Annotated in this window: 19 protein-coding genes and 2 pseudogenes; 15 read left to right on the forward strand and 6 right to left on the reverse strand. The window is 72.3% G+C overall.

Annotated features, from left to right (window positions below):
- Nucleotides 1–352 precede the first annotated feature (352 nt).
- On the forward strand, nucleotides 353–4,873 hold the full coding sequence (locus ACFYX3_RS31735) for a sacsin N-terminal ATP-binding-like domain-containing protein (RefSeq protein ID WP_389021009.1): 4,521 nt from the start codon (nucleotides 353–355) through the stop codon (nucleotides 4,871–4,873).
- A gap of 546 nt (nucleotides 4,874–5,419) precedes the next feature.
- On the forward strand, nucleotides 5,420–6,103 hold the full coding sequence (locus tag ACFYX3_RS31740; protein ID WP_389020705.1) for a DUF6308 family protein: 684 nt from the start codon (nucleotides 5,420–5,422) through the stop codon (nucleotides 6,101–6,103).
- A gap of 400 nt (nucleotides 6,104–6,503) precedes the next feature.
- On the opposite strand, the gene ACFYX3_RS31745 is transcribed toward ACFYX3_RS31740, so the two are convergent.
- Together ACFYX3_RS31745 and ACFYX3_RS31750 are read right to left on the reverse strand one after the other, a co-directional pair.
- Complete coding sequence (locus tag ACFYX3_RS31745) at nucleotides 6,504–7,004, reverse strand: GNAT family N-acetyltransferase (protein WP_389020709.1); 501 nt, start codon at nucleotides 7,002–7,004, stop codon at nucleotides 6,504–6,506.
- 99 nt (nucleotides 7,005–7,103) lie between these two features.
- Nucleotides 7,104–7,445, reverse strand: coding sequence for a hypothetical protein (locus ACFYX3_RS31750; RefSeq protein ID WP_389020712.1), 342 nt, complete (start codon nucleotides 7,443–7,445; stop codon nucleotides 7,104–7,106).
- Between the two features lie 158 nt (nucleotides 7,446–7,603).
- Between ACFYX3_RS31750 and ACFYX3_RS31755 the strand changes: the two are divergent.
- The 3 genes and pseudogenes from ACFYX3_RS31755 to ACFYX3_RS31765 form a co-directional block, all read left to right on the forward strand.
- Nucleotides 7,604–7,891, forward strand: a pseudogene (locus ACFYX3_RS31755) (IS701 family transposase); the annotation flags it as partial.
- Between the two features lie 296 nt (nucleotides 7,892–8,187).
- The gene (panD, locus tag ACFYX3_RS31760; protein ID WP_389020715.1) at nucleotides 8,188–8,613 is read left to right on the forward strand and encodes an aspartate 1-decarboxylase; all 426 of its coding nucleotides are present in this window, start codon (nucleotides 8,188–8,190) and stop codon (nucleotides 8,611–8,613) included.
- A gap of 444 nt (nucleotides 8,614–9,057) precedes the next feature.
- Nucleotides 9,058–10,416 carry a transglycosylase family protein gene (locus tag ACFYX3_RS31765; protein ID WP_389020718.1) on the forward strand — a complete coding sequence of 453 codons (1,359 nt, stop codon included), beginning with the start codon at nucleotides 9,058–9,060 and terminating at the stop codon, nucleotides 10,414–10,416.
- On the opposite strand, the gene ACFYX3_RS31770 is transcribed toward ACFYX3_RS31765, so the two are convergent.
- On the reverse strand, nucleotides 10,297–11,295 hold the full coding sequence (locus tag ACFYX3_RS31770) for a DMT family transporter (protein ID WP_389020721.1): 999 nt from the start codon (nucleotides 11,293–11,295) through the stop codon (nucleotides 10,297–10,299). The genes ACFYX3_RS31765 and ACFYX3_RS31770 overlap by 120 nt on opposite strands.
- 235 nt (nucleotides 11,296–11,530) lie before the next feature.
- Between ACFYX3_RS31770 and ACFYX3_RS31775 the strand changes: the two genes are divergently transcribed.
- The 3 genes from ACFYX3_RS31775 to ACFYX3_RS31785 all read left to right on the forward strand — a co-directional run bounded on the left by ACFYX3_RS31775 (nucleotide 11,531) and on the right by ACFYX3_RS31785 (nucleotide 14,255).
- The gene (locus ACFYX3_RS31775) at nucleotides 11,531–12,253 is read left to right on the forward strand and encodes a (2Fe-2S)-binding protein (protein WP_389020724.1); all 723 of its coding nucleotides are present in this window, start codon (nucleotides 11,531–11,533) and stop codon (nucleotides 12,251–12,253) included.
- A gap of 60 nt (nucleotides 12,254–12,313) precedes the next feature.
- The gene (locus ACFYX3_RS31780) at nucleotides 12,314–13,798 is read left to right on the forward strand and encodes an SDR family NAD(P)-dependent oxidoreductase (protein ID WP_389020727.1); all 1,485 of its coding nucleotides are present in this window, start codon (nucleotides 12,314–12,316) and stop codon (nucleotides 13,796–13,798) included.
- 286 nt (nucleotides 13,799–14,084) lie between these two features.
- Nucleotides 14,085–14,255 (forward strand): hypothetical protein, encoded by a 171-nt coding sequence (locus ACFYX3_RS31785; RefSeq protein WP_376594700.1) that lies wholly within the window; start codon nucleotides 14,085–14,087, stop codon nucleotides 14,253–14,255.
- A gap of 56 nt (nucleotides 14,256–14,311) precedes the next feature.
- Here the strand turns inward: ACFYX3_RS31785 and ACFYX3_RS31790 are convergent, their stop codons facing one another.
- Genes ACFYX3_RS31790 through ACFYX3_RS31800 form a run of 3 tightly spaced genes read right to left on the reverse strand, consistent with a single transcriptional unit; the run spans nucleotide 14,312 to nucleotide 17,173 of the window.
- The gene (locus ACFYX3_RS31790; RefSeq protein WP_389020731.1) at nucleotides 14,312–15,739 is read right to left on the reverse strand and encodes a lipase maturation factor family protein; all 1,428 of its coding nucleotides are present in this window, start codon (nucleotides 15,737–15,739) and stop codon (nucleotides 14,312–14,314) included.
- Nucleotides 15,740–15,761: 22 nt separating this feature from the next.
- The gene (locus ACFYX3_RS31795) at nucleotides 15,762–16,313 is read right to left on the reverse strand and encodes a DUF1990 family protein (RefSeq protein WP_389020735.1); all 552 of its coding nucleotides are present in this window, start codon (nucleotides 16,311–16,313) and stop codon (nucleotides 15,762–15,764) included.
- Nucleotides 16,310–17,173 carry a YndJ family protein gene (locus ACFYX3_RS31800; protein WP_389021012.1) on the reverse strand — a complete coding sequence of 288 codons (864 nt, stop codon included), beginning with the start codon at nucleotides 17,171–17,173 and terminating at the stop codon, nucleotides 16,310–16,312. Before ACFYX3_RS31800 ends, ACFYX3_RS31795 begins: the two co-directional genes overlap by 4 nt.
- Before the next feature lie 233 nt (nucleotides 17,174–17,406).
- Here ACFYX3_RS31800 and ACFYX3_RS31805 point away from each other — a divergent pair, with 233 nt between their 5' ends.
- The 7 genes and pseudogenes from ACFYX3_RS31805 (at nucleotide 17,407) to ACFYX3_RS31835 (ending at nucleotide 25,778) form a co-directional block, all read left to right on the forward strand.
- Nucleotides 17,407–18,558 (forward strand): DUF6777 domain-containing protein, encoded by a 1,152-nt coding sequence (locus tag ACFYX3_RS31805; protein ID WP_389020738.1) that lies wholly within the window; start codon nucleotides 17,407–17,409, stop codon nucleotides 18,556–18,558.
- Between the two features lie 49 nt (nucleotides 18,559–18,607).
- Nucleotides 18,608–20,695 (forward strand): SpoIIE family protein phosphatase, encoded by a 2,088-nt coding sequence (locus tag ACFYX3_RS31810; protein ID WP_389020741.1) that lies wholly within the window; start codon nucleotides 18,608–18,610, stop codon nucleotides 20,693–20,695.
- Nucleotides 20,696–20,832: 137 nt separating this feature from the next.
- Nucleotides 20,833–22,212 carry a wax ester/triacylglycerol synthase family O-acyltransferase gene (locus tag ACFYX3_RS31815; protein ID WP_389020743.1) on the forward strand — a complete coding sequence of 460 codons (1,380 nt, stop codon included), beginning with the start codon at nucleotides 20,833–20,835 and terminating at the stop codon, nucleotides 22,210–22,212.
- A 51-nt stretch (nucleotides 22,213–22,263) separates the two neighbouring features.
- Nucleotides 22,264–22,678: pseudogene (locus tag ACFYX3_RS31820) on the forward strand (Fpg/Nei family DNA glycosylase); the annotation flags it as partial.
- An 84-nt stretch (nucleotides 22,679–22,762) separates the two neighbouring features.
- On the forward strand, nucleotides 22,763–23,521 hold the full coding sequence (locus ACFYX3_RS31825; RefSeq protein ID WP_389021015.1) for a LytR/AlgR family response regulator transcription factor: 759 nt from the start codon (nucleotides 22,763–22,765) through the stop codon (nucleotides 23,519–23,521).
- A gap of 117 nt (nucleotides 23,522–23,638) precedes the next feature.
- Nucleotides 23,639–24,025 carry a hypothetical protein gene (locus tag ACFYX3_RS31830; protein ID WP_181924429.1) on the forward strand — a complete coding sequence of 129 codons (387 nt, stop codon included), beginning with the start codon at nucleotides 23,639–23,641 and terminating at the stop codon, nucleotides 24,023–24,025.
- A 19-nt stretch (nucleotides 24,026–24,044) separates the two neighbouring features.
- A complete protein-coding gene (locus ACFYX3_RS31835) occupies nucleotides 24,045–25,778 on the forward strand; it encodes a cation acetate symporter (RefSeq protein ID WP_389020747.1) in 1,734 nt (577 codons plus the stop codon).
- Nucleotides 25,779–25,796 lie beyond the last annotated feature (18 nt).

Genomic DNA, 25,796 nt, shown 5'->3' on the forward strand with positions numbered 1-25,796 from the left:
TCGCACCTTGCGTGCAGTCCGTGACAGCAGGGGATGTGGTCGGCGTGGCGGAGGAGTGTTGAAAGTCCACGGCCAAGGGGTAGCGGCCGTCCCAGTAGGCGGCGCGCTGCGCTGCCGCCTTCAGTACGAAGAGCCCGGGCAAGCTTGAGGCGGAACCACGTTCCTCGTACCCCTGCGAACGGGCTGGTAACGGCAGACACAACGAAGCGGTCGGACGCGGGAATCGACGGGGTCACGCCGACCGCCGTTTCCGCCCCTTCCTCCTCCTCGACGATCTACGATCGGTAACCGTGGATCCCACAGCAAGGGGGCGGGGGTGACCGCTGAGCGGGGCGGGTCGACGGCGGCCGAGGTGGAGCAGGCGATCCGGGCGGCCGAGGAACTCATGAACCGGGAAGGGCTGGCGGGCGGGGCGGAGGTGGTGGAACCGGTCGGGCCCGAAGCGACGTGTGCGGCCGTCGAGCGGCTCGGGCGTCTGTTCGTGGAGTTGCCCGGACAGATGCGGTACGGGCTGCGCCGGCAGCGGGACAACGGCGGAGACCTGTCGACCGACCCGCTGCAGGGGCTGTCCGAGATCGTGCAGAACGCCAACGACCTCGGAGCGCACCAGGTCAGGATTTTCGTACGTGACACGGAGCTGCTGGTAGCGCACGACGGGCGTCCGGTACGGCTGACCGATGTGATGGCGCTGGCCATGCCGTCGCTGACGAGCAAGGACGACGACCCCGACGCCACCGGCCGGTTCGGCATCGGGCTCATGACCCTCCGGCGGCTGTCCCCGGTCCTGGAGATCTTCTGCGGCTTCTACCGCGTCCGGATCGGGGACCCCGACGTGTCCCTCGCCGACCCCTTCCCGGTCCCCTCCTGGTTCGCCGACGACGGTTGGACGGTCCTGCGCATCCCGCTCGCCACCCCCGCCGATGTGCAGGGGCAGGATGTCGACGACTGGCTTGCCGCATGGGGTGACGAGGCGTTGCTCTTCCTCGACCACGTGCGCACGGTCGAGCATCAACGGGAGGGCGGCGACGTACACAGCCGCCTCGCCTTGGAGTGGGGCGAACCCGACGCCTACGAGGCCGTCATCGGCGGCCGGGACACCGTGATCGACGTGCGCACGGCCCGGTCACCTGGCGGCAGGACCTGGCAGGTGAGCCGTGCCACCGTGCCGAGCCCGCCGGACGTGCCGCGGATTCGGAAGGCCGCGGGTGAATCGACCGGCCTTGCCGTCGCGATCCCGCTGCACGAGGGCGCGGGCGACGAGGTTGCCGGGCAGGTGCATGTCGGACTGCCCGTGACCGAGCTGGGACTTCCGCTCCGGGTCGGCGCCCAGTTCGATCCGAACCCGAGCCGTCAGCATCTCAACGACACCCCGTGGAACCAGGCGCTGCTTCCCCTGCTGGCCGACCTCTGGGCCGACGTCATGGTGCGACAGCTTCGGCTGGACCCGACCGCGGCCTGGCGGTGCCTGCCCTTGCCGCACAACGTCCGGTCGCCCAAGGGACCTGTACGCGACCTGGAGCAGCGGTTCCTGACCCTTGCGCGCGCGAGGGTGTCGTACGAACTGCGCCTGCGGACGCCGCTCCACGGTGACCTCGGACTCGCCGACCTCGCCGTTGGTGACGAGGCGCTTCTGCCAGCGCTCTCGGAGGCAGAGACCGCGCAGGTGGCCGGGCGCACAGCCGTAATGCCTCCGGCGGCGCGGGATGCGGAGGGGCGATGGCAGGAAGTGCTCGAGGACTGGGCCGAACACGACGGTGCCGCGCCCGGGACCGTCACCGTCCCGATGGCTGTGGACGCGCTCCTCGGAGATGCGTCCCGGAGCCCGGAGGCGACGGTCGCACTCGCTTCCGTCGCCATCGCCGAGGGCGAGACCCAGAGGCTTCGATGGCACAAGTGGCTGGTGGACCTCTCCGGAGCACGGCACCAGGTGCCCTGGTTCGGAGCCGCAGAGTTCTTCACCGACAAGGCGCAGGGGCTCGCGAAGGTGCTCGGGCTCAGCCACGTGCTGCACCCGGCCTTCGTCGCCGAGACCGGGGAAGCGGCCCGAGTCCGAGCGTGGCTGAGCGAACAGCAGGTCTTCGTCACGGGCGCGGATCCGGTGCCCGCCATCCGCCAGCTCGCCGCCCGTGGCGCCCGAAAGGACATCGCGCCTCTGGTCCTGGACGACGACCAACTGGTGGCGCTGCGCGAGGGGTTTCTGCGCGTCCCCGCGAAGGAGCGCCAGCGGCTGGGCAAGGACGTGGGCCGCGCCGTCCTGCTGCACGGCCGCCGGTTCGGGCCCGGCGGCCGTAGGGAGGACGTACAGGTCAGACCAGCGGATGCCTACCTGCCGGCCGGGTTGGACAGTGTGGACCGGGAGGACAGCTTCGAGACGGCCGCAGGTACCGCCACCGGCCTCACGTGGCTGCGGCCCCGCTATGCCCAGGTCCTGCCCGGGGCGGGGACGGGCCTGGGCGCCAGAGCGTTCTTCCACCTGCTCGGTGCCGAAAAGGGACCGCGGCTGCGGCCGCACCCCGGGGTCGAGCACCGGTTCACCGCTTCGTCCCCGAGCGAGGGTCTGCCGGCCCAGGTCCCGGGCGGCCCTGCGGAGAGGTCGCAGGACCTCCGGAACAAATCGGCCACCTACACCCTGGAGGACCGCGACAGCCCTGACCTGATGGCCGTCGTCCATGACATCGCCGCCGAGAAAGACGGGCCGGTACGGCGTCGGCGGGCCGCCGCGCTGCTGCGGGTGCTGGGACGCAACTGGGGTGCCTTGTCCGAGCACCACAAGGTCCGCGCTGTCCGGGACTACCACACATGGAACCCCTGCGGGGAGACGGACGGCTTCTGGCTGTGGCAGTTGAAGACCACGGCGTGGCTGGACAACCAGGACGGCGCACCGGCGGCTCCCAGCGGCCTGCGCGAGCGCACGACCAGTACCGTCGCCGTCTACGGCGCGGACAGTGCCGGATTCCTGCACCCTGACCTCCAGCAGGCGGTCGGCAGACGAGGAGAGGTGCTGGTCGCTCTTGGCGTCACCGGCGAGCCGGGTGTCGCCGACCTCCTGGAGGCGCTGCGCCGACTGCGCGCCCGGGAAACCGAAGCCCCCGACCATCCGGCGGCGCAGCTCCTCTACCGGGCGCTCGCCGAGCGACTGACCGCCCACCGGGGCAAGGACGCCGCGCAGGTGACCACCACTGTCGTGCGTGCCTTCGGGCAGGGCCGCGGACTGATTCTCACGTCACTGGGCTGGCGCCGGCCGGGCGACTGCTTCCGTGGCCTCCCGGTCTTCGGCCGGTGGGCCGCCTTCGCGCCGTCGTTCAAGGGCAGTGACGCCCTCTGGGAGAACCTCGGAGTTCCGGAGGCCGGTGTGGAGGACGCAGTACGGGTCGTCAGGGAGGTGGCCCGCGAGGCGAGGGAGGAGCGAGGCGTGCGGGCGCCGGTCGACGCCGAAGCCGAGACCGTGATGCTCCAGACCCTGCAGATGCTTGCCCGAACGGCCCGCGAACACCCCGAGAGAGTGACCGCCTCTCTCGTGGGGAGACTGCCGTTGCGCACGAGCCGGGGATGGACCAGTAAGCGCCCGGTCTACGCGGCCGACGCGACGTTGGCCGAGGCGCTGGGCTCGCGGATCCCGGTGTGGCTGCCGGGCGGGGAACTCGAACAGTTTACGGCGCTCCTCGGACCCCTGCGGGTGACCGAGCTGGGAGCGGCGGACATTACTTTCCGCCCCGCGGACGACGCGCCGGTCGACATGGAAGCGACCGACCTGGTGCGTCACGCGCTGGATCTGCTCCGCGAGGACCTACAGCGCAACGCCGTCGCCGTCGCGGGATCCCTCGACTGCCCGTGGGAGGACTTGGTCGAGGTCGAGGTGCGGATCACCTCGTCGCTGGAATGTATGGTCACCCTCCCCGATGGGGAACCGGTGCGGGGTCCGGTGCGTACAGCCCTCGACCGGGACTCCCGCACCCTATGGACGGTGGACCGCGAGTTGTTGAGGCGACCGTCTGAGGCGGGCCGGGCCATCGCCACTCGCTTCGCCGAGGACCGGCGGCAGGTCGCCCACTCCTGGGCGGCCGCCTACGACGAGGCAGAGCGCGGAAGAGAGGCGGTGCGGCTCGAGCTGGCTGAGGAACGGGTCGCACAGGACCAGGCGGCGACTGATGCCAAGCGCGCCCAACGCCTTGCTGCGCTGGAGACAGAAGTCAAGACAGCTCAGAACAAGGCAGATGGCCGGCCGCCCGCGTCGACACCCCTGCCCTCGGTCACTGTCCGCCCGGCCCCAGCCGTCCCGGTCTCGGCACCGCGAGAATTCGTCGATCCGGCAGCCCTCCGCATCACCGGCATCCGCCGGACCACCCAGGCGTCGCCATCCGCTGCTGGTGTGCCCGGGGCTGGCGGAGGTGCATCCGTCAGGACCCGCCTCACCCCGCCCGCCTACGCACCGACCGTGCCCACACCACGTCTGGTCCCCCCTGCCCCCAACATCGACCGCCAGGAGAAAGTGGCTCTGGACCTCCTGCGCAAGGTTCTGGGCACGGAGCAGGAACCGGAGTGGCTGCGCGATCTACGGCACCAGCACGGCGTGGGCGCCGATGCCGTGGACGCGCTCGATCGGTTCTACGAGCTGAAGACGACCTATGGACCCGAGCAGGACACGGTGACCCTCACCGCCAAGGAATGCGAACGAGCGGCCTCGGGAGCCGAGTTCTTCCTCGTAGTGGTATCAGGACTCGCGGCAGACTCCAATCCTGTCCTGCGTCTCGTCCCCGATCCGCTGCACCAACTGCGCATCCGCCCGAACGGAAACGTCATGCTCACCGGGATCAAACAGTCCGGAAGTCTCATCGTCGAATTCGGCGCAGAGGAGGAGCCAGATCCTTCTTGACTTGCCTCCCGGGGGTACAGCCCTCGCCCGTCACGGACTCGAGGCAGCCGAGCGGGAGGCGCCAGACCCTGGCCTCGCCCGCGTTCGCCAGTTCGGTGCCCTGGAGCAGCCGGGACCAGGCCGATGGCGTCGGTGCTCAGTTACCGCTTGCGTTCTTTGGTCTTGTTGCCGGCGCCGACGGGCATGACTGAGGCGGTACCGGTATGCGCTTTCGCTCAGATCTGGGTGCCACCAGCATGCAAAGCTTCAGGTCGGGCCTCGGGGCCCGACCTGAGGGGACTGAGGTTCCCCCCGAGATATGGAGGATGGTGACAGAGGGTCAGAGATTCTCATGAGGGAACATCGGCCAAATGCAGTTTCCTGCCCGCTGTCGGCGCGCTGACAGGACCAAAGCCCACGCCTGGACCAGGCTTCAGAAGCCGCCCCAAACACGGTGGGGCACAGGCGCGTGTGTTGGCCGCGCCTTCCGACCGAGCCACCGCAGGGTCTCAGCTGGTGTACCGTCCACCGACACATGACTGGTGGCATGGGAGTTGGGGGCTTCGGATGATCGAGTTGAAGATCCCGGACATCTACTGGGACGACGAGAAGGCTGTGAGGCTGCTGGGTGAGTACTTCACCCGACGACGCTCATACGGCGACCTGTTCTATTCCGGCGCGTGCTTCGAGCGCCTGGGCGGGGGTGGGGACGCCAAGCACGTCGCGGACGGCTTCGACAGCAACGACCTGCTGGCCATCACCACGCTCAGTGTCTCCCTGGAGCCGCATGGGGCGATCAACTTGCTGACCGACCCCGACGGGCACTGGGCGCGCCTGCTGTCGCTCATCCCTCGTGACGCACGTTTGGAGGATCCCCGAAGCGATGCGCTCATAGTGGAGGGCGGAGCGGCGTGGGAATTGTGGGAACGCCTGGCCGGCACCAAGCAGTACCCCGGCAAGCCCGACGGCAGCGGCCCGGTTGTCGCAGGCAAATTGCTGGCCCGCAAGCGTCCCCACCTTATCCCCATCTACGACATCCGCATCAAACAGCTCTTTGAGCGACCGAAGACAGACCACTCCTTCTGGGCAGCGCTGGCTGCGGCCCTGCGGGCGGACAACGGCGCCTTCTACGATCAGTTGGCCCGCCTCCGCGACAAGGCGGGGATCGGTGAGGGCATCGGCATCCTGCGTGTGTTCGACGTCATCGCCTGGATGCATCAAGGACGGCAGGGGCAAGTCCCGACGAGCTGAGCCCTCGGGTGGATTGCGGCGAAGAGGCGGAGTCACCGCTGGCAGTCTGATCGACTGCCCCTAGATTCGATGTGCTTTCGGAGTCGGCGTCCCACTTGGCCCGCCCCAGCAGGTGCTGCATGCCGTCCGGGGTGGTGTCCTCGGCCCACGCGGCGATGGTCCAGCAGCTCTTGCGCGCAAATCCGACAGCAGCCCGAGCATCAAGCGCCGGACCCGGCGTCGGGGTTCGACCCGCTTGAACCCGCCCGCGATCCAGCCCATCAGGTCCTCGAACGCCTCTTGCCATCGAGCAGGGTCTACGCTGTGACCTGCGGCCAGCGCGTGATCTTCAGTCTTCACACACCGATGATCAACGGTGGCCGCAGTCATCCCGCAGCCGGTCCACCGGCAAGATCGCGGTCTACGGCTCGAGGGCCAGATCGCGCTGATACCAGGTGCCCGGCTTACCGCCGAGGTCGGCCGGGTCTGCCGGGCCGACCAAGACGAACCCGGCCTTGGTCAGCACCCTCTGGGACGCCGCATTGGCGTGGGAGGTGGCTGCGCGCAGTGTGCGCAGCCCGTGCCGTGCCGCCGCCAGCTGGCACAACTCCCGGACGGTCGCGGTCGCAACGCCGCGGCCCGCGACGTGCTGCGCGACCCTGTAGCCGAGGTTGGCAGTGCCGTCCCTGAAGTCGTACAGGTTGAACCGGCCCAGAACCGAGCCGTCAGCGGCGAGCAGCACATAGAACGCGCAGCCGCCGGCCTCTTGCTCGACCAACATAACGCTGTACCGGTCGGCGAACTGGTCGTAGAACTTGTCGCCCCGGTCGGAGATCGAGGCAGCGAAGTAGGCGCGGTTCGCCAGCTCGAAGGCCAGGACCGCCGGGGCATGGCCAGCATCCAGCTGCTTCAGCTCGGGCACGGTGCGACTGTACCCGGACCGCGCGCCGATACCACCTAAGTTTCCATCAGCGGCAGACAGCCCCAAGACCATGGCACAGCACGAGCTACCGCTGGAGTACTAGGTGCGGTCTCTAAACCAGTTCAGCATCCCTCGGGCGTCCCTGATCACGTTCGTGGACGTCCCGCTCTGCCCGTCGTCGTCCTGGTACTCGTAGTCCTGGCGGATGCCGACGTCGTCGGTGAAGGTGTCTGTGAACGTCTCGCGACGTGTGTATTTCCCGTCAGAGCTCCAGCCATCATGGCTCGTGGTGCGGGTCTCCGTGCGACCCTTGTAGGTCTCGTCGTACTCGTCGAGGAAGTCGCTCAGGAACGTCGCCTCGTCGTCCGTCAGGCGCGTGCTGGAGACGTCCAGATGCTCGCCGATGTGGTCGCGGAGCCGCTTCTTCTCGTGCCGATCCACGTGTCCCTCCCTGTTCCCGTCCGGTGGCCCGGAGGGCTATTCAAACGATGTTGATCATGCCGGGCTCCAGGTCCGGTAGAGCTCGAGCTGGGTGACATTCTCCAAGATCTCGGGAAGACCGTCAGCGGCCCGAAGTAGCGGACGCTGAGGATCTTCCAGACGAGCACAAGGTCCGCCGCTTCACCTCGTGGTCGCGTTGGGTCACCCTGGCCATGCTCGCCCACGCCTTCCTCGCGGTCGTCCGTGCCGACGAGCACACCCACCGTCCCGCCCCGGTCGGGCTGATCCCACTCACCTGCAACGAGATCCAGCGCCTGTTTCACGGCACCCGTCGTCCGACCTATGCGTGATGCGGCCCTTCGGCTCACTGGTCGGCTTGGCGACGCCGTCATCAAGCCCGAGTGCAGGCCAGCCGTTACCGCCGACAAGTCATGAACCGGACATGAAGATCACGACCTAGGGCTGGAGTATTAGCAACTTGCTCTGGATCCCTAGGCTTGCCTGACGGATCATCAGGTAAGTCAGCGTTGAATCAGCATTGGACCGGGACAGTCTTCCGTGCATGCTCCTGGTCGACGGCTCCGCGGCAGCTTGATTTGCGCAGATCGCGCAGGTGAGAAGCCTGCTCGCCATGGCGCACGATGTTCTGGCAAGTCTTCGTTTGAAAGGCGTGCCGATGTACAGTGAACGACGCCCCCGACCTGCAGAAAGCTGGCGGGGAGCCGTCTTCTAGGAGTCTAAAGTGCTGCGAACTTTGATCAAGTCGAAGATCCACCGCGCCACCGTGACCCAGGCGGACCTGCACTACGTGGGTTCGGTCACCGTCGACGCGGAGCTGATGGAGGCGGCGGACCTGCTGCCCGGCGAGCTGGTCCACATCGTCGACATCGACAACGGGGCCCGCCTCGAGACCTACGTCATCGAGGGCGAGCGCGGCTCCGGTGTGATCGGGATCAACGGCGCGGCCGCCCACCTCGTGCACCCCGGTGACCTGGTGATCCTCATCAGCTACGGGCAGATGGAGGACGCCGAGGCGCGGACCTTCGTGCCGCGCGTCGTGCACGTCGACGGCGACAACCGCATCGTGGAGCTGGGCGGCGACGCCTCGGCGCCGGTACCCGGGACCGACACCGTGCGTCCCCCGCACGCCGTGCCCGCGCAGGTCTGAGCAGAGGGGCAGGGGGCCGGAGGGGACGGGGTCCGGCGGGCACGGGCGAGGCGGCGGAGCGACCCTGGAAGGGGAGACCCCCCTGAGGGACCCCGTGCATGAGGGACCCCGTGCAGGGGAGACCCGTCGACCGAGAGGTCCGTCATGACTCAGCCCTTCCCCGACCCCCTTCCCCCTTCGCCGATACCGCCGCCGGTGCCCTCACCACCGCCCGTGCCCCCGCCCAACCCGGTGCCGACCCCGCCGGATCCCGCACCCCCGCCCGAGCCCCAGCCGGGCGGGCCCGTGCCGGATCCCGAGCCCCGGCCCGAGCCCGGGCCCGCCGGCGGGGGACCGGAGGCGGCGCGGAGTTGACAGAAGAGGCCCGTGCTTCCGCGCGACCCTTGTCACGGAGCGTGCGCCACCCCTAACTTGGACGGCTGCTGCTGTGTTCAAGGGGGGCCCATGGCCGTACGCGGACGTCACCGCCGCCACCAGCCGAGCCGGATCAACCGTGCCTCGCTCACCGTCACCGCGGGAGGCGCCGCGCTGCCGCTGATCGGTGCCGGCGCCGCGCAGGCCGCCTCGCTGGACGTCTGGGAGAAGGTCGCGTCCTGCGAGTCCTCCTCCAGCTGGCACATCAACACGGGCAACGGCTACTTCGGCGGCCTCCAGTTCAGCCAGTCCACCTGGGAGCGGTACGGCGGCACGCACTACGCGCCGCGCGCCGACCTCGCCTCCAAGGACCAGCAGATCGCGATCGCCGAGCGCGTCCTGAAGGGCCAGGGGCCCGGAGCGTGGCCGTCCTGCGGCCCCGGCGCGGGGCTGGCCCGGGGCGGGGAGTCCCCGGACGTCACGGCGCTGCGCACCGCAGGCGGCAACGCCGTCCGTACGGCCTCGCTGCCCGGGCAGCGCGTCTTACCCGAGCAGGCGACGCGGAACGCCGGTCCGACCACCGTTCCCACCGTGCGCGAGATGTACACGGTGACACCCGGCGACTCCTTGTCGAAGATCGCCGGCGAGGAGCACGTCAAGGGCGGCTGGCAGCGCCTGTACGAGAACAACCGGGCCGTCGTCGGCGACGACCCCGACCTCATCCTCCCGGGCCAGCGCCTGACCCTGCGCATCACCGCACCGGGGAAGCCGAAGAAGGCCGTTCCGGCTCCCAGGGCCGCCCGGCCGGCCGACATCGCGCCTCCCAAGAAGGCCGTCCCCGAGAAGGCCGCCCCGTCCGCGCAGGGCGCCCTTCCCAAGACCGCCCCCGCCGAGGCCGCTCTCCCCAAGGCCCCCGCCCGGAAGCCCCCGGCCGCCGCATCGCACACCAAGGCGAACCCCAAGCCGGTCACCAAGACCAGCCACAAGCCTGCGGCGAAGCCCGCGACCAAACCCGCGCCCAAGCCCGCCTCCCGGCCGAGTGCCCCCGGCTACTCCGCGCCCGTCTCCGCGGACATCGGCACCCGCTACGGCACCCGCGGCTCCTCCTGGTCCAGCGGGTACCACACAGGCGTCGACTTCCCCGTCCCCACCGGCACCTCGGTCAAGGCGGTCGCCGGCGGCCGGGTCGTCTCCGCGGGGTGGGGCGGTGCGTACGGCTACCAGATCGTCGTGCGCCACGACGACGGCCGCTACAGCCAGTACGGGCACCTCTCCGCGCTCACCGTCCGAGAGGGCCAGCGGGTGCACGCCGGTCAGCGCATCGCGCGGTCAGGATCGACCGGCAACAGCTCGGGACCGCACCTCCACTTCGAGATTCGGACGGGTCCCGGGTACGGCTCCGACATCGACCCGCTGGCCTACCTCCGCGCGCGGGGAGTCGCCCTCTGACGCCGGAAAGGAAGACTCCATCGGGGCGGATGACACCGACAGCGAGTCCGGCACGGCCGTCATGCGGTCCAGCGTGAGCTGGACGAGGCCGGCCGCGGCGACCGTGCCGCAGATCAGCGCGGCGACGGTGCCCGCCGCGCCGTAGCGGAAGCTCTCGCCGAACAGCGTCAGGCCCACTGCTGCCGCGACCACCGGGTTCACCACGGTGACGGTGGCCAGCGGAGCGGCCAGCCCCGCGCCCCGGTACGAGGCCTGGGAGAGCAGCAGTCCCGTCACGGCGAACACGGAGAGGACGAGCAGCCCCGTCCACTCGGCGAGCGGGGACCGGGGCGTCCACTCCTCGGCCACCGCCTTCGTGAGGACCGAGGCGATGCCGAAGGAGACGCCCGCCGCCGCGGCGAGCACGATGCTGCGCAGCACGGACCGGCCCACGAGGTGCGCGACGGTGAACAGGACGGCCACCGCGCCGAAGCCGGCGCCCGCGAGCAGCCACCGTTCCCCGTCGGCCAGGGACCCGCCCTCGTCGCCGCTGGTCAGGCTCAGCAGCCCGGCGAGGCCCACCGTGGCCATCAGCGCGCCGCGCCAGGCCCGCCGACCGGCCCTGCGGCCGACGAACAGGGCCGCCATGGGCAGCGCGAACACGATCGTCAGGGCACCCAGCGGCTGGACCAGGCTGAGCGGCCCGTACGTCAGGGCGGCGACGTGGAGCGTCGCGCCGACGCCGTTGAGCAGGACGGACCCCCACCAGGCCGGGCTGCGCAGCGGCGCGTAGCGCGGACCCGTGGCCGAGGCCGCGACGCGCTCCTGCACGATCGCCGCGGCCGCGTAGGCGACCGCGGAGGCCAGGGCCAGGACGACGGACAGCATGAGTGGACTCATACCTTCCACGATCTCTCCGATCGGCCGTTCGCGTCGTCGTACCAGGGGACGGATTCGCCCCTACCGCCGACGCAGTACACGGCCCCCGCATACGACCTCGGATGTACGCCCGCGCAGGTCAGAAGGGGTGCAAAGCGCCCTTTCCGCCCGGATCGCGGCGGCACCGGAGTGCTTTCGGGAACTTTCGAGAAGTTACGGTGGGGGCCGACGACAGGACGTGAGGGCGGGGGCGTGCATGGGACTCGGCGCGAGCGGTGACGGCGGGGGGCCGGGCGGCTTCTTCGTCCTGCGGACCACCGCCCCGGTGACCGGCGGCGCGCACCGCCCGCTCGCCCGTCTGTACGCGGGGGAGGACGGCCCCCTCACCGCGCGCGTGGACCACGTCACCGCCCGGATCGGCGCACGCGAACGGCGCGTCGGTGCCTCCGTCGCCCACCTCGGGCTCGCCGCCCGGCTCTGGTCCACCGCCCTCGGTCCCGCCGCCCTCCACGACCGCTTCCCGGCCCTCGACCCCGCGGAGCTGTTCTGGGACGGGGCGCTGACCTCGCCCGACGACCTGTGGTGGGCCGGATCCGCGACCCGCCCCGCGACCGTGGACGAGCTGAGCGCGGCCGTGCTCGACGCCCATCTCGTCCCGCTGCACGCGGCCCTGCGCCGCGACGGCGCCATCTCCCCGCGGCTCCTGTGGGGCAACGCCGGCTCCGCCCTCGCCGGCGCCCTGCGCGAGCTGATCCGCTGGGCACGCGCCCAGGGGCGGCCGGAGGTGGCCGAGCGGGCCGCCGCCCTGGTCTCCGGGCTCCTGGACCACCCGGACCTGGCCGGGACGGTCCGCGGCCCCCGGCTGCGGCGCACCAGCTGCTGCCTCTACTACCGCGCCCCGGGCGCCGGGCTGTGCGGCGACTGTGTCTTCGACCACGCACCCCGAACGGGTTTGGAGGCGCGGCCCCCCGCTCCGTAAAGTTGGGTCTTTGAATGCCCACGAGCGGCGACGTACGAGCGAACGAGGAACCCGAAGGCCATGACGGTGACCGAAGAAAACCAGGAATACGGGCCGGGCATCGACCCCGAGCGCCTGGCCGTCTGCCTGAGCGTCCTCGACGAGCTCGACAAGATCGACGTCGACCACCCGGACGCGATCACCGTCCGGCGCGCCACCGCCGGGATCTACCGGACCGTGAAGCAGCGCCGCCGCCAGGAGCGCCGGGCCGCGAAGACCGCGAACGACAAGGCGGTCACCGAGGCCACGGCCACCGGTTCCGCGCAGCGCATCGACGACGAGACCGAGGGCCTGCTGCCCACCTCGGTCACCGAGGAGGGGCGGATCGCGGGGATACTCCAGCGTCCGCGTTCCTGCTACGTCTGCAAGACGCGGTTCGTCGAGGTCGACTACTTCTACCACCAGCTCTGCCAGAAGTGCGCGGCGGAGAACCGGGCCAAGCGGGAGGCCCGCGCCGACCTCACCGGCAAGCGCGCGCTGCTCACCGGCGGCCGGGCCAAGATCGGCATGTACATCGCGCTGCGGCTGCTGCGCGACGGTGCCCACACCACCATCACCACCCGCTTCCCCAAGGACGCCATCCGCCGGTTCAAGGCGATGGAGGACTCCGCGGACTGGATGCACCGCCTGGAGGTCGTCGGCATCGACCTGCGCGACCCGGCCCAGGCCGTCGCGCTCGCCGACCAGATGACCGAGGCCGGCCCGCTCGACATCCTCATCAACAACGCGACGCAGACCGTGCGCCGCCTGCCCTCGGCGTACGCCGCGCTCGTCGAGGGCGAGACGGCCCCGCTGCCGGCCGGTGAGCTGCCCGCCCACCACGTGATCGGCGCGTTCAACTCGGGCGCGGTCGGCGAGCTCGTCGGATCGTCCGAGCTGCCCGTCGGCGTGCGGGACCTGGAGGCGCAGCAGGTCGCCGACCTCGCCCTGGTCGCCGGGAACGCCAGCATCGCCCGGCACCTCGACGGCACGGCCATCGACGCCGGCGGCCTCGTGCCGGACGTCGTCGACTCCAACACCTGGGTGCAGAGCATCGAGCAGATCTCCCCGGTGGAGCTCCTCGAGACCCAGCTGTGCAACTACACGGCGCCGTTCATCCTGATCAGCAAGTTGCGGCCGGTGATGGCCGAGGCGGCGAAGAAGGCGGCCAGCGGCCGTGCCTACGTCGTGAACGTGTCGGCGATGGAGGGCGTCTTCAGCCGCGGCTACAAGGGCGCCGGCCACCCGAACACCAACGCCGCCAAGGCCGCGATGAACATGGTGACGCGGACCAGCGGCCAGGAGATGTTCGAGACCGACGGCATCCTGATGACCTCGGTCGACACCGGCTGGATCACCGACGAGCGTCCCCACTTCGACAAGCTGCGCCTGGCCGAGGCCGGTTTCCACGCCCCGCTGGACCTCGTCGACGGCGCGGCCCGCGTGTACGACCCGGTCGTGCGCGGCGAGGCGGGCGAGGACCTCTACGGCTGCTTCCTGAAGGACTACGCCCCCGCCAACTGGTAGGCCCGGGACCCCGAAGTTCCGGCACGTCCGGCAAGAGCGCCCCACCGGCCCGGTGGGGCGCTTTTCCGTCTTGCTTCACCCGATTGCGTCACACTTTGGAGCCCGGTAGAGCGCGGGCGCGCTCATTTGGTTAATGTGATGCTCACGGTCGGCCACCGAGGAGCCACACCATCCTCACGGCCTTCCCGGGACAGGCCTGCCACCAAGGCCGCGGTCCCGCCATGAACGGCGCCACCGCGACCGCCAGGCACCTCTCCCACATTGACGCGACACAAAGGAGTGCGCGGTGACACCCGAACTGACGAAGCAGGAACCGCGACCGGCCGAACGCAAGGACCGGCCCCGCAGGAACGGCGAACTGGGCAGCCTCGACGTCTGGGCCCACGCCGCCCCGATCCGCCTCGCGGGCTACGAGGAGGACCTCGCCGAGCCCCACATCCTGCCCGGCATCGACTGATCCTCCGCCTCACCCGGATGCCCCCGGCCGTTCGCGGCGCGGGGGCACCGGTGCGTTCAGCGGGCGGTGTCCGTGGGTTCCCGCAGGCGGATCGGCGGCAGGTACTCCCGTACGAGCGTGCGGTGCCACCAGGCACCGGTGGTCCGGAGCTCGTGCCAGGTCGTGTACCGGTAGCGGTAGAGCCGGGCGCGCACGAGGACCGGCGGCGCGTCCGGGAACGGGTTGTGGGCGAGCAGCCGCAGGGTGTCCCGGTCGCCCTCGAGCAGACGCTCGACGAAGGGGCCGAACCACTCGCGCGCGTACCCGGGGGAGAGCGCCGCGAACCACATCAGCCAGTCGAGCCGCAGGTGGTACGGGGCGAACTGGCGGGGCCACCGGTGCGGATCGCCCGGCTTGCCCTTGAAGCCGTACTCGCGCCACACCGTGTCCGGGTGCGGCACCGGTTCTTCGGTGCCCTCGACGACGATCTCGTCCCGGATCCGGCCGACCGTGCCGAACGCGCCGTAGCTGTTGACCAGGTGGTACGGGTCGTACGAGCGGTTCATCGCCTGGTGCCGGGAGAGCAGGTTGCGCACCGGGCGGTAGCTCCGTGCCAGGACGAACGCGGTGAAGGCGACGACCACGACCACGTACCAGAGCGGCGGGTCCGGCTGGGGGTGCTCGCCGGTGAGCGGGGAGGCGTCCACGACGGACAGGGCGAGCACGATCGTGATCCAGTTCAGCCAGGCGAAGTTGCCGGAGAGCACCAGCCACAGCTGCGTCGCCGCCATCAGACCGGCCGCCACCGTCGCCACCGGCTGCGGGGTGAACAGGAGGAACGGCACGCCCAGCTGGACGACGTGGTTGGCCGCGACCTCCACCCGGTGCAGCGGGCGGGGCAGATGGTGGAAGAACCAGCTCAGCGGGCCGGGCATCGGCTGGGTCTCGTGGTGGTGGTAGAGACAGGTCAGGTTCCGCCAGCAGGGGTCGCCGCGGATCTTGATCAGTCCTGCGCCGAACTCGACGCGGAAGAGCAGCCAGCGCAGCAGGAACAGGACGAGGACCGGGGGGCCCGTGTCGTCGTTGCCGAGGAAGACCGCGAGGAGCCCGGTCTCCAGGAGCAGGGACTCCCAGCCGAAGGCGTACCAGGTCTGCCCCACGTTCACGATGGACAGGTACAGGCCCCAGAGCACCAGCCAGAGCAGCATCGAGACCGGCAGCGGCACGGCGTCCCCGGCGCCCGCGACGAGCGCGAGCGCGAGGGCCGCGCCGGACCAGGAGACGGTCGCGAAGAGGCGGTCGGAGTAGCGCCAGTGGAAGAGGGAGGGCGTGTGCCGGGGACGGGTCCGGCGCACGTACTCCGGTACCGGGAGCATGCCGCGCTCCCCGATCAGCGCCCGGAACTGGAGGGCTGCCGAAAGGAACGCCACGCAGTACAGCCCGGCGAGGCCCCGCTGGAAGACGATCCGGCTCAGCCACTGGTCGGGTGCGGTGAACCACTCCATCCCCTCCAGTATCGGCCCGGGATCACGCCTTGACGAGGCGCCCGAGGGTCCGCCCGAGGAGCCGCGCGTACGCGTGCTGGAGCGGTGGGATCACGGGCCCGCCGAGCCGCGTGTACCAGGCGGCGGGGCGGCTGAAGGCGGTGACCGTGAAGCGGACCGTGCCGTCCGGTTCGAGCTCGACGACGAAGGACTCCTCGCCGCACTCCGGGTGCCCGCTCAGGGTGCCGTACGCGAAACCGGTGCGGTTCTCCTCGTACGCCGTCCAGATCACCTCGCACGGGACGCCGATCCGCAGCGGGCCCGCGCCCAGCGCCACCTCCAGGCGGACGCCGGGCTCGGCGCGCTCGGCGTCGGAGCGGACGCGCGCCCGGGAGGCGCGGTGCATCCGCCAGGTGGTCACGGCGGCCCCGGCGGTCTCGAAGGCGGCCCTGCCACGGCCGACGACCGCGCTGTGCCGCAGGTGGTGGTAGCCGGCCGGGAGCGCCTCCGGGGTGCGGGTGGCGCCGACCTCGCGGTAGGTGAGGCTCGGGCGGCGGTGGCCGGGGCCGGAGAGGCTGTTCATGAGGCGGGTCATGCCGGAAGCTCCGTTCGGGGGAGAAGGGCCGGAGAGGTGGGGGCCGTGGCGAGGCGGCGGCGGGCGAGGAGCGCGCAGACGGCGAAGCCGAGGGCGTTGCCCAGGCCGTGCGTGGCCGCCGTCCAGGTCAGGGAGAGGTGCGGGAGGCCCGTCGCCTCGCCGAGCGCCCAGCTGAGCGCGAGCAGCATGGTGGCGACGAGGACCAGGGCCGAGACGGCGAGCAGGCCCCGGGTGAGGCGGTCGGCGGCGAGCTCGCGGCGCTCCCGCAGGGTCAGCACGGAGACCGCGGCCATGCCGGTGGTCAGGACGACGGCGCCCGCGAGCTCGGCCCAGTCGTCGACGAAGTAGCCGAGCAGGACGAGCAGGGTGCCGGCCGGGACGCTGAGCGCGGCGAGGCGGGCGGCGGGGCCGTCGGACGTGCGGCTGACGAGTCCGGCGACCAGGGCGGCGGCGAAGCCGGCGAAATGGAAGTGCGGGACGGTCAGCGCGAGGATGTCCAGGTCGAAGCCGAACAGCGGGTACGAGGCCCGCTCGGCGACCAGCGCCAGGCCGGCGACGGACGGGGCCACCAGGGCGGAGAGGACGGCGACCTCGCTCGGCCGGAGCGAGCGGGTCAGCATCAGCCGGGCCGGGGCCTGGAGCGCGAGCGCCAGGGTGGCGAGGGCGTAGGCGCCGGCGAGCGCGGTGGCCGTTCCGGAGCGGGGCAGCCAGAGCGCCAGGGCGCCGGGGACGGCGAGCAGGGGCCAGGCGCGCCGGAGCGGGTCCCACCCGGGCGGCCGGGGTCCGTCGACGAGCGCGAGTCCCGTCGGCACCACCCAGAACATGCCGATCATCACGACCGAATTCACCAGGACCGACAGCGCGGTCATCCGACACACCCCCACTTGAACGTGTTCAACTGGCGGGTCGAGCGTAGAGCCTTTCTTGAACGTGTTCAAGCGGCTGGGTGGAGGGTCGCCCGTCACCGCCCCGGCCGAGCGGTCCGACCCGCTCGGCCGCTCTCCGCTTGCAGGGCCTCACGCACTGCGACAGACATGAGGCACTGGCCGCAACCGGGCGCCGCGCCCGGGGGAGAGAAAGTCGGGAGAACCAGGTGCGCTCATCCCTCCGCCGTGCGCGGCGAACCCGCCCCGCGGCCGCGGGCCTCGTCTCGGCCCTGCTGCTCACGGGCTGCTCGAACGTGTGGGAGGGCGCGGGCGGCGAACCGGCCGCCACCCCCATCCAGGACGTCTTCCTCCAGCCGCTCGGCGCGCACGGACCCGACCCCTTCACCGCCTCCACCGTCCGCAACACCGCACCGCCCGCCGCCCCCGACCGGCCGCCCGGCGAGGACGCGCAGCAGGTCCGCGAGGTCAGCGGCTCCGCCCCCGGCCTCTACGGCGGCACCCGCGCGATCGGCAGCTGCGACGTCGAACGGCAGGTCGCCCTGCTCACCGGGGACCGCACCAAGGCCCGCGCCTTCGCCGAGGCCTCCGGCATCCCCGAGACCAACCTCGCCGACTGGCTCCACGGGCTCACCCCGGTCGCCCTGCGCGCCGACACCCGCGTCACCGACCACGGCTACCGCGAGGGCCGGGCCAACGCCTTCCAGGCCGTCCTGCAGACCGGCACCGCCGTCCTCGTCGACCAGTACGGCTCCCCGCGCGTCCGATGCGCCTGCGGCAACCCGCTCCGCAGCCCCGCCGCCGACCGCGGCGGCGTCCACCAGGGCGACCAGTGGGACGGCTTCGACCCCGACCGCGTGATCACCGTCCGGCCCGCCGGCTCCGTCGTCCCCGGCCTGGTCATCGTCAACACCACCGACCGCAGCTGGATCGAGCGGCGCACGGGCACCGACGGGGACGAGGACAGGACCCCCGACGTGCCGCCGACCTGCGACCCCGACACCTGCGCCCTCTCCGGCACCGGCACCCCCGACCCGACGGCCCCCGACCGCGGGGCCGCCTCGGACCCGGCCTCCCCGGCGCCGGTCTCCCCGGACCCCGCCAGGCCCGCCCCCCCGACCCCGCTGCCCGACGTCCCCGACCCGTCCGGCACCGGCGCCGACCCGACGGCACCGCTGCCGCCCGCCCCCGACCCGTACACGGAACCGGCCCCCGACCCGTACACCGATCCCGGCACCGTCCCCGACCCCTTCGCGGAGCCCCCCTCCGAACCGCCCACGGTCCCCGACGGGACGCCGCCGACCGACGAACTCTTCCCGGCCGGTCCGCTGCCCGACCAGCCGGAGGCCTTCCAGGGGTGAAACGGATCTTCCTGGTGCGCTCCGGCGGAGCTGCGCCTAGCGTGGCCCCATGAACGCGGGCAGCGGGGGCGGGGAGGCGATGGCGCGGCTGCGCAGCGCGCCGGACGAGCCGGCGGCCGGGACCGGGATCCTGGCCGACTACGGCGCGGCCTTCCGCATGGGAGGCTTCGACTGGGACCTGGTCACCGGGACCATGACCATGGACGCCGCAGCCCTCGACGTCTTCGACATGGACCCCGAGGACTACGACGGCAGACCCGAGAGCCTCGCCCCGCGGGTGCTGCCGGACGAGGGCCGCCGACTCGACACCCTCGTCGCCCAGGCGCTCAAGGACGGCAGCGAGCAGTACGGCGCGTACTTCCGCATCCGCCGCCGCGACGGCAACCACCAGTGGACCCACACCCAGGGCCTCGTCCGGCGCGACGACACCGGCCGGCCCGTCCGCATCATCGGCATCCTGCGCGACGCCACCCACGAACTCACCGAGTCCGCCGCCCGCCTCGGCCTCGACGAAGGACGCCGGCGGCGCGCCGGCGTCGTCGAGGGCACCACGGCGGCCCTCGCCCACGCCAGGACCGTGCAGGACATCATCGACCTGCTCAACGACTCGCGCGCGCTCGAACACTTCGGCGCGGCCAGTCTCGTCATGGGCCTCCTCGAAGCCGGGCGCATCCACCTCGTCGCCGAGGGTCCTGACGGCGCCTTCGTGCCGGGCACCCGGTTCACCCGGGTGGACGAGCCGTACCCGATGAGCGAGGTCATCCGCACCCTGCGCCCCCGGTTCATCGACTCGGCCCGCGACTTCGCCGAATCCTTCCCGGTGCTCTGGCCGCACATCAGCGGCCTCGGCATCACCGCCGCCGCCTATCTGCCGCTCATCGCCCAGGCCCGGCCCATCGGCGCGCTCGGCCTGCTCTACAGCGACAGGACCGGCTTCAGCGAGGACGAGCGGACCCTGCTCGTCGCCCTCGGCAGCAGCATCGCCCAGAGCCTCCAGCGGGCCATGCTCTACGAACAGGAGCACGACCTCGCCGAAGGGCTCCAGCAGGCGATGCTGCCGCGCCGGATCCCCGACGTGCCCGGCGCCCAGACCGCCGTCCGCTACCGCTCGGCCCGCCTCGGCCGGGACATCGGCGGCGACTGGTACGACCTCATCGCGCTGCCCGGCGGCCGGGTCGGCTGCGTCATCGGCGACGTGCAGGGCCACGACACCCACGCGGCCGCCGTCATGGGGCAGCTGCGGATCGTGCTGCGCGCCTACGCCGCCGAGGGACACCCCCCGGCCACGGTGATGGCCCGGGCCTCGGTCTTCCTCCACGAGCTCGACACCGAACGCTTCGCCACCTGCACGTACGCCGAGGTCGACCTCGCCACCGGGGTCGTCCAGGTGGTGCGCGCCGGCCACGTCGACCCGCTGATCCGGGAGCTCGACGGCGGCTGCCGCAGACTCCCGGTCGTCGGAGGTCTTCCGCTCGGGCTCTCCGCGGAGTTCGGCCGCATCGACTACCCCGTGACCACCCTGGAACTGGACCCCGGCCAGACGCTGATGCTCTACACCGACGGGCTCGTCGAGAAGCCCGGGGCCGACCTCGACGAGGGCCTCCAGTGGCTCTCCTCGCTCGTCCGGCGCGGCCCCTCCGACCTCCAGCAGCTCGCCGACCACCTCTGCGACGTCGTCGCCGACCGGGGCGGCGAGGACGACGTCGCGATCCTGCTGCTGCGCCGCCACGGCACGTACCACCCGCAGGGCACCGGCCGCTTCCAGCAGCACGTGGCCCAGAACGACCCGGAGGCGCTGAGCTCGGCCCGGCACATGATCCGGGCCGCCGTCCGCGCCTGGGGCGCGGGGGAGCGCGCGGACGAGATCGAACTGGTCGCCGACGAGCTCATGACCAACGCCCTGATGCACACCGACGGCGGGGCGATCGTGACCCTGCGGATCTTGACCGGGCCCCCGCGGCGGCTACGGGTGGAGGTGGAGGACCGGTCCAGCGCGCTGCCCCGGCGCCGCGAGGCGGGGGAGGCGGGCGTTTCCGGTCGCGGACTGCTCCTGGTCGACCGGCTCTCCGACGCGTGGGGCGTGGAGTCGCGGGGTGGCGGGAAGTGCGTGTGGTGCGAGTTCACCGTGGAGCGTTGAACTTGTTAACTGAGCGTGAACTGATCGTACTTGACCGTAACTGACGGTGTGCGATTGACTTCAGCCACATTGTCGGTTCGCGGGACATCACAGGAATTCGCAGGACTTCGCAGCACTTCGCCGGACAAGAGGACACCTTGAGCAGCGAGCTACTGGCACCCCTGGACCTGGCCTTCTGGCACCTGGAATCCACCGAGCACCCCCTGCACCTCGGGGCACTCGCCCACTTCGGCCCCCCACCCACCGCCGCCGGGCAGGAGCCCGCCGACGTACTGGAACTGCTCGCCCGCCGCGCCGCCGCCGTCCCCCGGCTCCGGATGCGCGTCCGCGACGTCCTGTTCCCCGTCGGCGGCGCCGCCTGGAGCGCCGACCCCGACTTCGACGTACGCCGGCACGTCCACGAGATCACCCTGCACGGCGCCGACTTCCCCGCCGAAGCCGCCCGGCTCGCCGCCGAGCTCATGGAACGCCCCGTCGCCCGCGGCCTGCCGCCCTGGGAGATGTACCTGCTCAGCGGCGCCCCCGACGGCTCCTTCGCCGTCCTCGTCAAACTCCACCACGCCCTCGCCGACGGCATGCGGGCCGTCGCCATCGGCGCCGGGATCTTCGACGAGATCGCCGCGGGCCGGCGCCCGACGCGCCGCCCGCGCCCCGTCCCCCCGCGCTCCTGGATCCCCGGCCCCGGCCGCCTCCTCGGCATCGCCCGCGACCGCCTCGGCGACCTCGGCCGGGCCGTCGAGGTCGGCGCCTCGGTCGTCGGCTCCTCGGTCGCCCGCGCCGGCCACCTCGACCCCCGACCCACCACCCCGCTCGCCGCCGGCCCCAGCGGTACGCGCCGGATCGCCACCGCCACCCTGCCCCTCGACCGCGTCCACCGCATCCGCCGCACCACCGGCGGCACCGCCAACGACGTCCTCCTCGCCCTCGTCGCCGGCGCCCTGCGCCGCTGGTTCGACGGGCGCGGCCTGCCCCTGCCCGACGCCGACCCGCGGGCCCTCGTCCCGGTCTCCCGCCGCCGCCCCGGCACTCCCGCAGGACCCGGCAACAGCCTCTCCGGATACCTGCTCGACCTGCCGGTCACCGAAGCCGACCCGGCCGGCCGGCTCACCGCCGTCCGCAGTGCCATGGACCGCAACAAGGCCGCCGGACCCCATCGCGGGGCGGGCGCCGTCGCCCTCCTCGCCGACCGGCTCCACCCGCTCGCCCACCGCTTCGGCGCCCCCCTCGCCGCCGGCGCCGCCCGCCTCCTCTTCGACCTCCTGGTCACCCAGGTGCCGCTGCCCCGCTCCGCGCTCTCCTTCGGCGGCGCCCCGCTGCGCGCGCTCTTCCCGATGGCCCCGCTCGCCCGCGGCCAGTCCCTCGCCGTCGCCATGTCCCCGTACGGCGGCCAGGTCCACATCGGCCTCGTCGCCGACGGCGAGGCCGTCCCCGACCTCGACGCCCTGGCCGCCGCGCTCACCGCCGAACTCGACCTGCTCGACCCGCCGGAGGACGGAGGCGCCGGAACCCCCGTCTGACGCGCGTCCCCGTCGCCCGTGCGGCAGGGTGGAGCCATACCCGAACTCCCCGAGGAGTTCGCCGCCCTGCTCGCCGGCGAACGGCGGCAGGTCAAGGGCGCCCTGCGCGACCAGAGCCTCATCCCCGGCATCGGCAACGCCTACAGCGACGAGATCCTCCACGCCGCGAAGGCGTCGCCCTTCACACCCGCCCAGAACCTCACCCGGACGAGACCGCCGACCTGTACACGGCGATGCGCACCACCCTCGGCGAGGCCGTCGCACGCTCCCACGGCCTCGCCGCCGGCAGGCCGAGGCCGAGAAGAAGAGCGGCCTGCGCGTCCACGGCCGCACCGGCGGACCCTGCCCCGTCTGCGGCGACACCATCCGAGAGGTCTCCTTCAGCGACTCCTCCCTCCGGTACGGCCCCACCTGCCGGACCGGCGGGAAGCCCCTCGCCGACCGACGCCTGTCGAAACCGCTCGAACAGAGAGCGCCACCGCCTGAAGGCTCGAAGGGAGAGCGTCACCGTCCGGAGAGAGCGCGCCGCCGCTCACATAGACTCCGCCGCATGCTGCGCGTCCTGGCCGTCGACGACGAGGAGCCCGCCCTCGGCGAGCTGCTCTACCTGCTGCGCGCCGACCCCCGGGTGCGGACCGCCGAGGGCGCCGGTGACGCCACCGCGGCCCTGCGCAGGATCGGGCGCGCCCTGGAGACCGGACCCGCCGGCGACGACGGCATCGACGTCGTCTTCCTCGACATCCACATGCCCGGCCTCACCGGCCTCGACGTGGCCCGGCTGCTCGCCGGCTTCGCCCGCCCGCCGCTCGTCGTCTTCGTCACCGCCCACGAGGGCTTCGCGCTCCAGGCCTTCGACCTGAAGGCCGTCGACTACGTCCTCAAGCCCGTCCGCCGCGAGCGCCTCGCCGAGGCCGTCCGCCGCGTCCACGAACTGGTCCACGCCACCGCCGCCCCCGCCCCGGCCGCGCCCGCGGCGCCCGAGCAGATCCCCGTCGAGCTCGGCGGCGTCACCCGCTTCGTCCCCGTCGACGACATCGCGTACGTCGAGGCCCACGGCGACTACGCCCGCCTCCACACCGACCACGGCAGCCACCTCGTCCGCATCCCGCTCTCCACCCTGGAGGAGCGCTGGGCCTCCCGCGGCTTCGTCCGCATCCACCGCAGCCACCTCGTGGCCCTCGCCCGCATCGACGAACTCCGCCTCGACGGCGGCGCCACCTCCGTCCGGATCGGCGACACCGACCTGGCCGTCAGCCGCCGCCACGCCCGCCACCTGCGGGACCTCTTGATGCGCCGGGCCGGGGGCTGACCTCCCGTACGTCTACCGCGCCCGGATCCCGCTGCGTAGACTCCACGCGTCCGCCGGGCCGGTGAGCCGCCCGTGCGCACGGCCGGAAGTCGTCGAGAGAGGCGGTCGCGGACGCGCATGTCCGAGCAGCACCCCCCGCGCAGACCCCGGCGCGAGACCGTCACGTACGCCTCCGCCCACGGCCCGGGAGCCGTACCCGGACCCGCCGGGAGACGCCCCGCGCACCCCCCGGCCCGCTCCGAGATCGACGAGCAGACCACCCTCGGCCACACCTACGTCCGCTCCCTGATGCGCAGCCAGCTCCGCGCCGGCCTCACCGCCCTCGGGGCCCTCGCCCTGCTCGTCGGCTCGCTGCCGCTGCTGCTCGCGCTGCCCGCCCCCGAGGCGTTCGTCTGGGCCGCTCTCGGCTTCGGCGTGTACCCGGTCGTCTGGGCGATCGCCCACTGGTACGTCCGCCGCGCCGAGCGCAACGAACGCGACTTCACCGGCCTCGTGGAGCGATGAGCACGGTGAGCCGCCCCGCATGAACCAGACCTACGCCGTCGCCGCCGTCACCGCCGTCGTCCTCGCCACCGTCCTCATCGGCGCCCTCGGCCTGCGCATCTCCCGCACCACCTCCGACTTCTACGTCGCCTCGCGGACCGTCCGGCCCGGCCTCAACGCCGCCGCCATCAGCGGCGAGTACCTGTCCGCCGCCTCCTTCCTCGGCATCGCCGGACTCGTCCTCGTCCAGGGCCCCGCCATGCTCTGGTACCCGGTCGGCTACACCGCCGGGTACCTCGTCCTGCTCGTCCTCGTCGCCGCCCCGCTGCGCCGCTCCGGGGCGTACACCCTCTCCGACTTCGCCGAGGCCCGCCTCGAATCCCCGCAGGCCCGGCGGCTCGCCAGCCTGTTCGTCGTCGGCATCGGCTGGCTCTACCTGCTGCCGCAGCTCCAGGGCGCCGGCCTCACCCTGGAGATCCTCACCGGCGCCCCCGACTGGGTCGGCGGACTGCTCGTCGCCCTCGTCGTCACCGGCACCGTCGCCGCGGGCGGGATGCGCAGCATCACCTTCGTCCAGGCCTTCCAGTACTGGCTCAAGCTCACCGCCCTGCTCGTCCCCGCCCTCTTCCTGCTCGCCGCCTGGTACGGGGACGGGGCGCCCCGGGCCCGCTTCGACGCACCGGCCGTGCTGCGCGGCCACACCGTCGTGAAGCTCGCCGACACGGTACGGATCGGGCTCGACGCCCCGCTCACGGTCACCGTCACCGGCAGCGTCGACTCCGTCGCGTACACCGACCGCACCGTCACCCTCGCCCCCGGCACCCACCACGTCCTCGGCGGCACCTCGCTCGCCTTCGCCCCGGGTGCGCCCCTGCCCGACCGGGCCGCCACCGGCTCCGACCCCCTCGGCTGGTCCCAGCCGCTCGCCGGGGGCCGCGACGGACACCAGCTGTACGCCACGTACGGACTGATCCTCGCGACCTTCCTCGGCACCATGGGCCTGCCGCACGTCGCCGTCCGCTTCTACACCAGCCCGCACGGCCGCGCCGCCCGCCGCACCACCCTCGTCGTGCTCGGCCTCGTCGGCACCTTCTACCTGCTGCCCGGTCTGTACGGAGCGCTCGGCCGGATCTACGCCCCCGAACTCGCCCTCACCGGCTCCGCGGACGCCGCCGTCCTCGTCCTGCCCGACCGGATCCTCGGCGGACTCCTCGGCGACCTCCTCGGGGCGCTCCTCGCGGCCGGCGCCTTCGCCGCCTTCCTCTCCACCGCCTCCGGGCTCACCATGTCGGTCGCCGGGGTCCTCACCCAGGACGTGCTGCCCTCGCGCGGCGTACGGCACTTCCGCCTCGCGACCCTGCTCGCCACCGCCGTCCCGCTCGCCGTCGGGGTGGTCGCCTCCAAGGTCCCCGTCGCCGACGCCGTCGGTCTCGCCTTCGCGGTCTCCGCCTCCTCCTTCTGCCCGCTGCTCGTCCTCGGGATCTGGTGGCGGCGGCTCACCCCGCCCGGCGCCATGGCCGGCCTCCTGCTCGGCGGCGGCTCCGCCCTCGCGGCCGTCATGGCGACCCGGGCCGGACTCGCCCCCGAGGGCTGGCCGCACACCCTGATGGCCTGGCCGGCCGTCTGGTCCGTCCCCCTGGGCTTCCTGACGATGGTGCTCGTCTCACTGGCGACCCCCCGCCGGATCCCGCCCGGCACCCCCGCCATCCTCGCCCGGCTCCACCTCCCGGAGGAGATCACCGGCACGGTCCCCGTCCAGGAGGTACGCCGATGAACGGATCCGACGGCAAGG

Origin of the sequence: Streptomyces sp. NPDC002463, assembly GCF_042889835.1 — a bacterium.
Classification (GTDB): Bacteria; Actinomycetota; Actinomycetes; order Streptomycetales; family Streptomycetaceae; genus Streptomyces; species Streptomyces nymphaeiformis.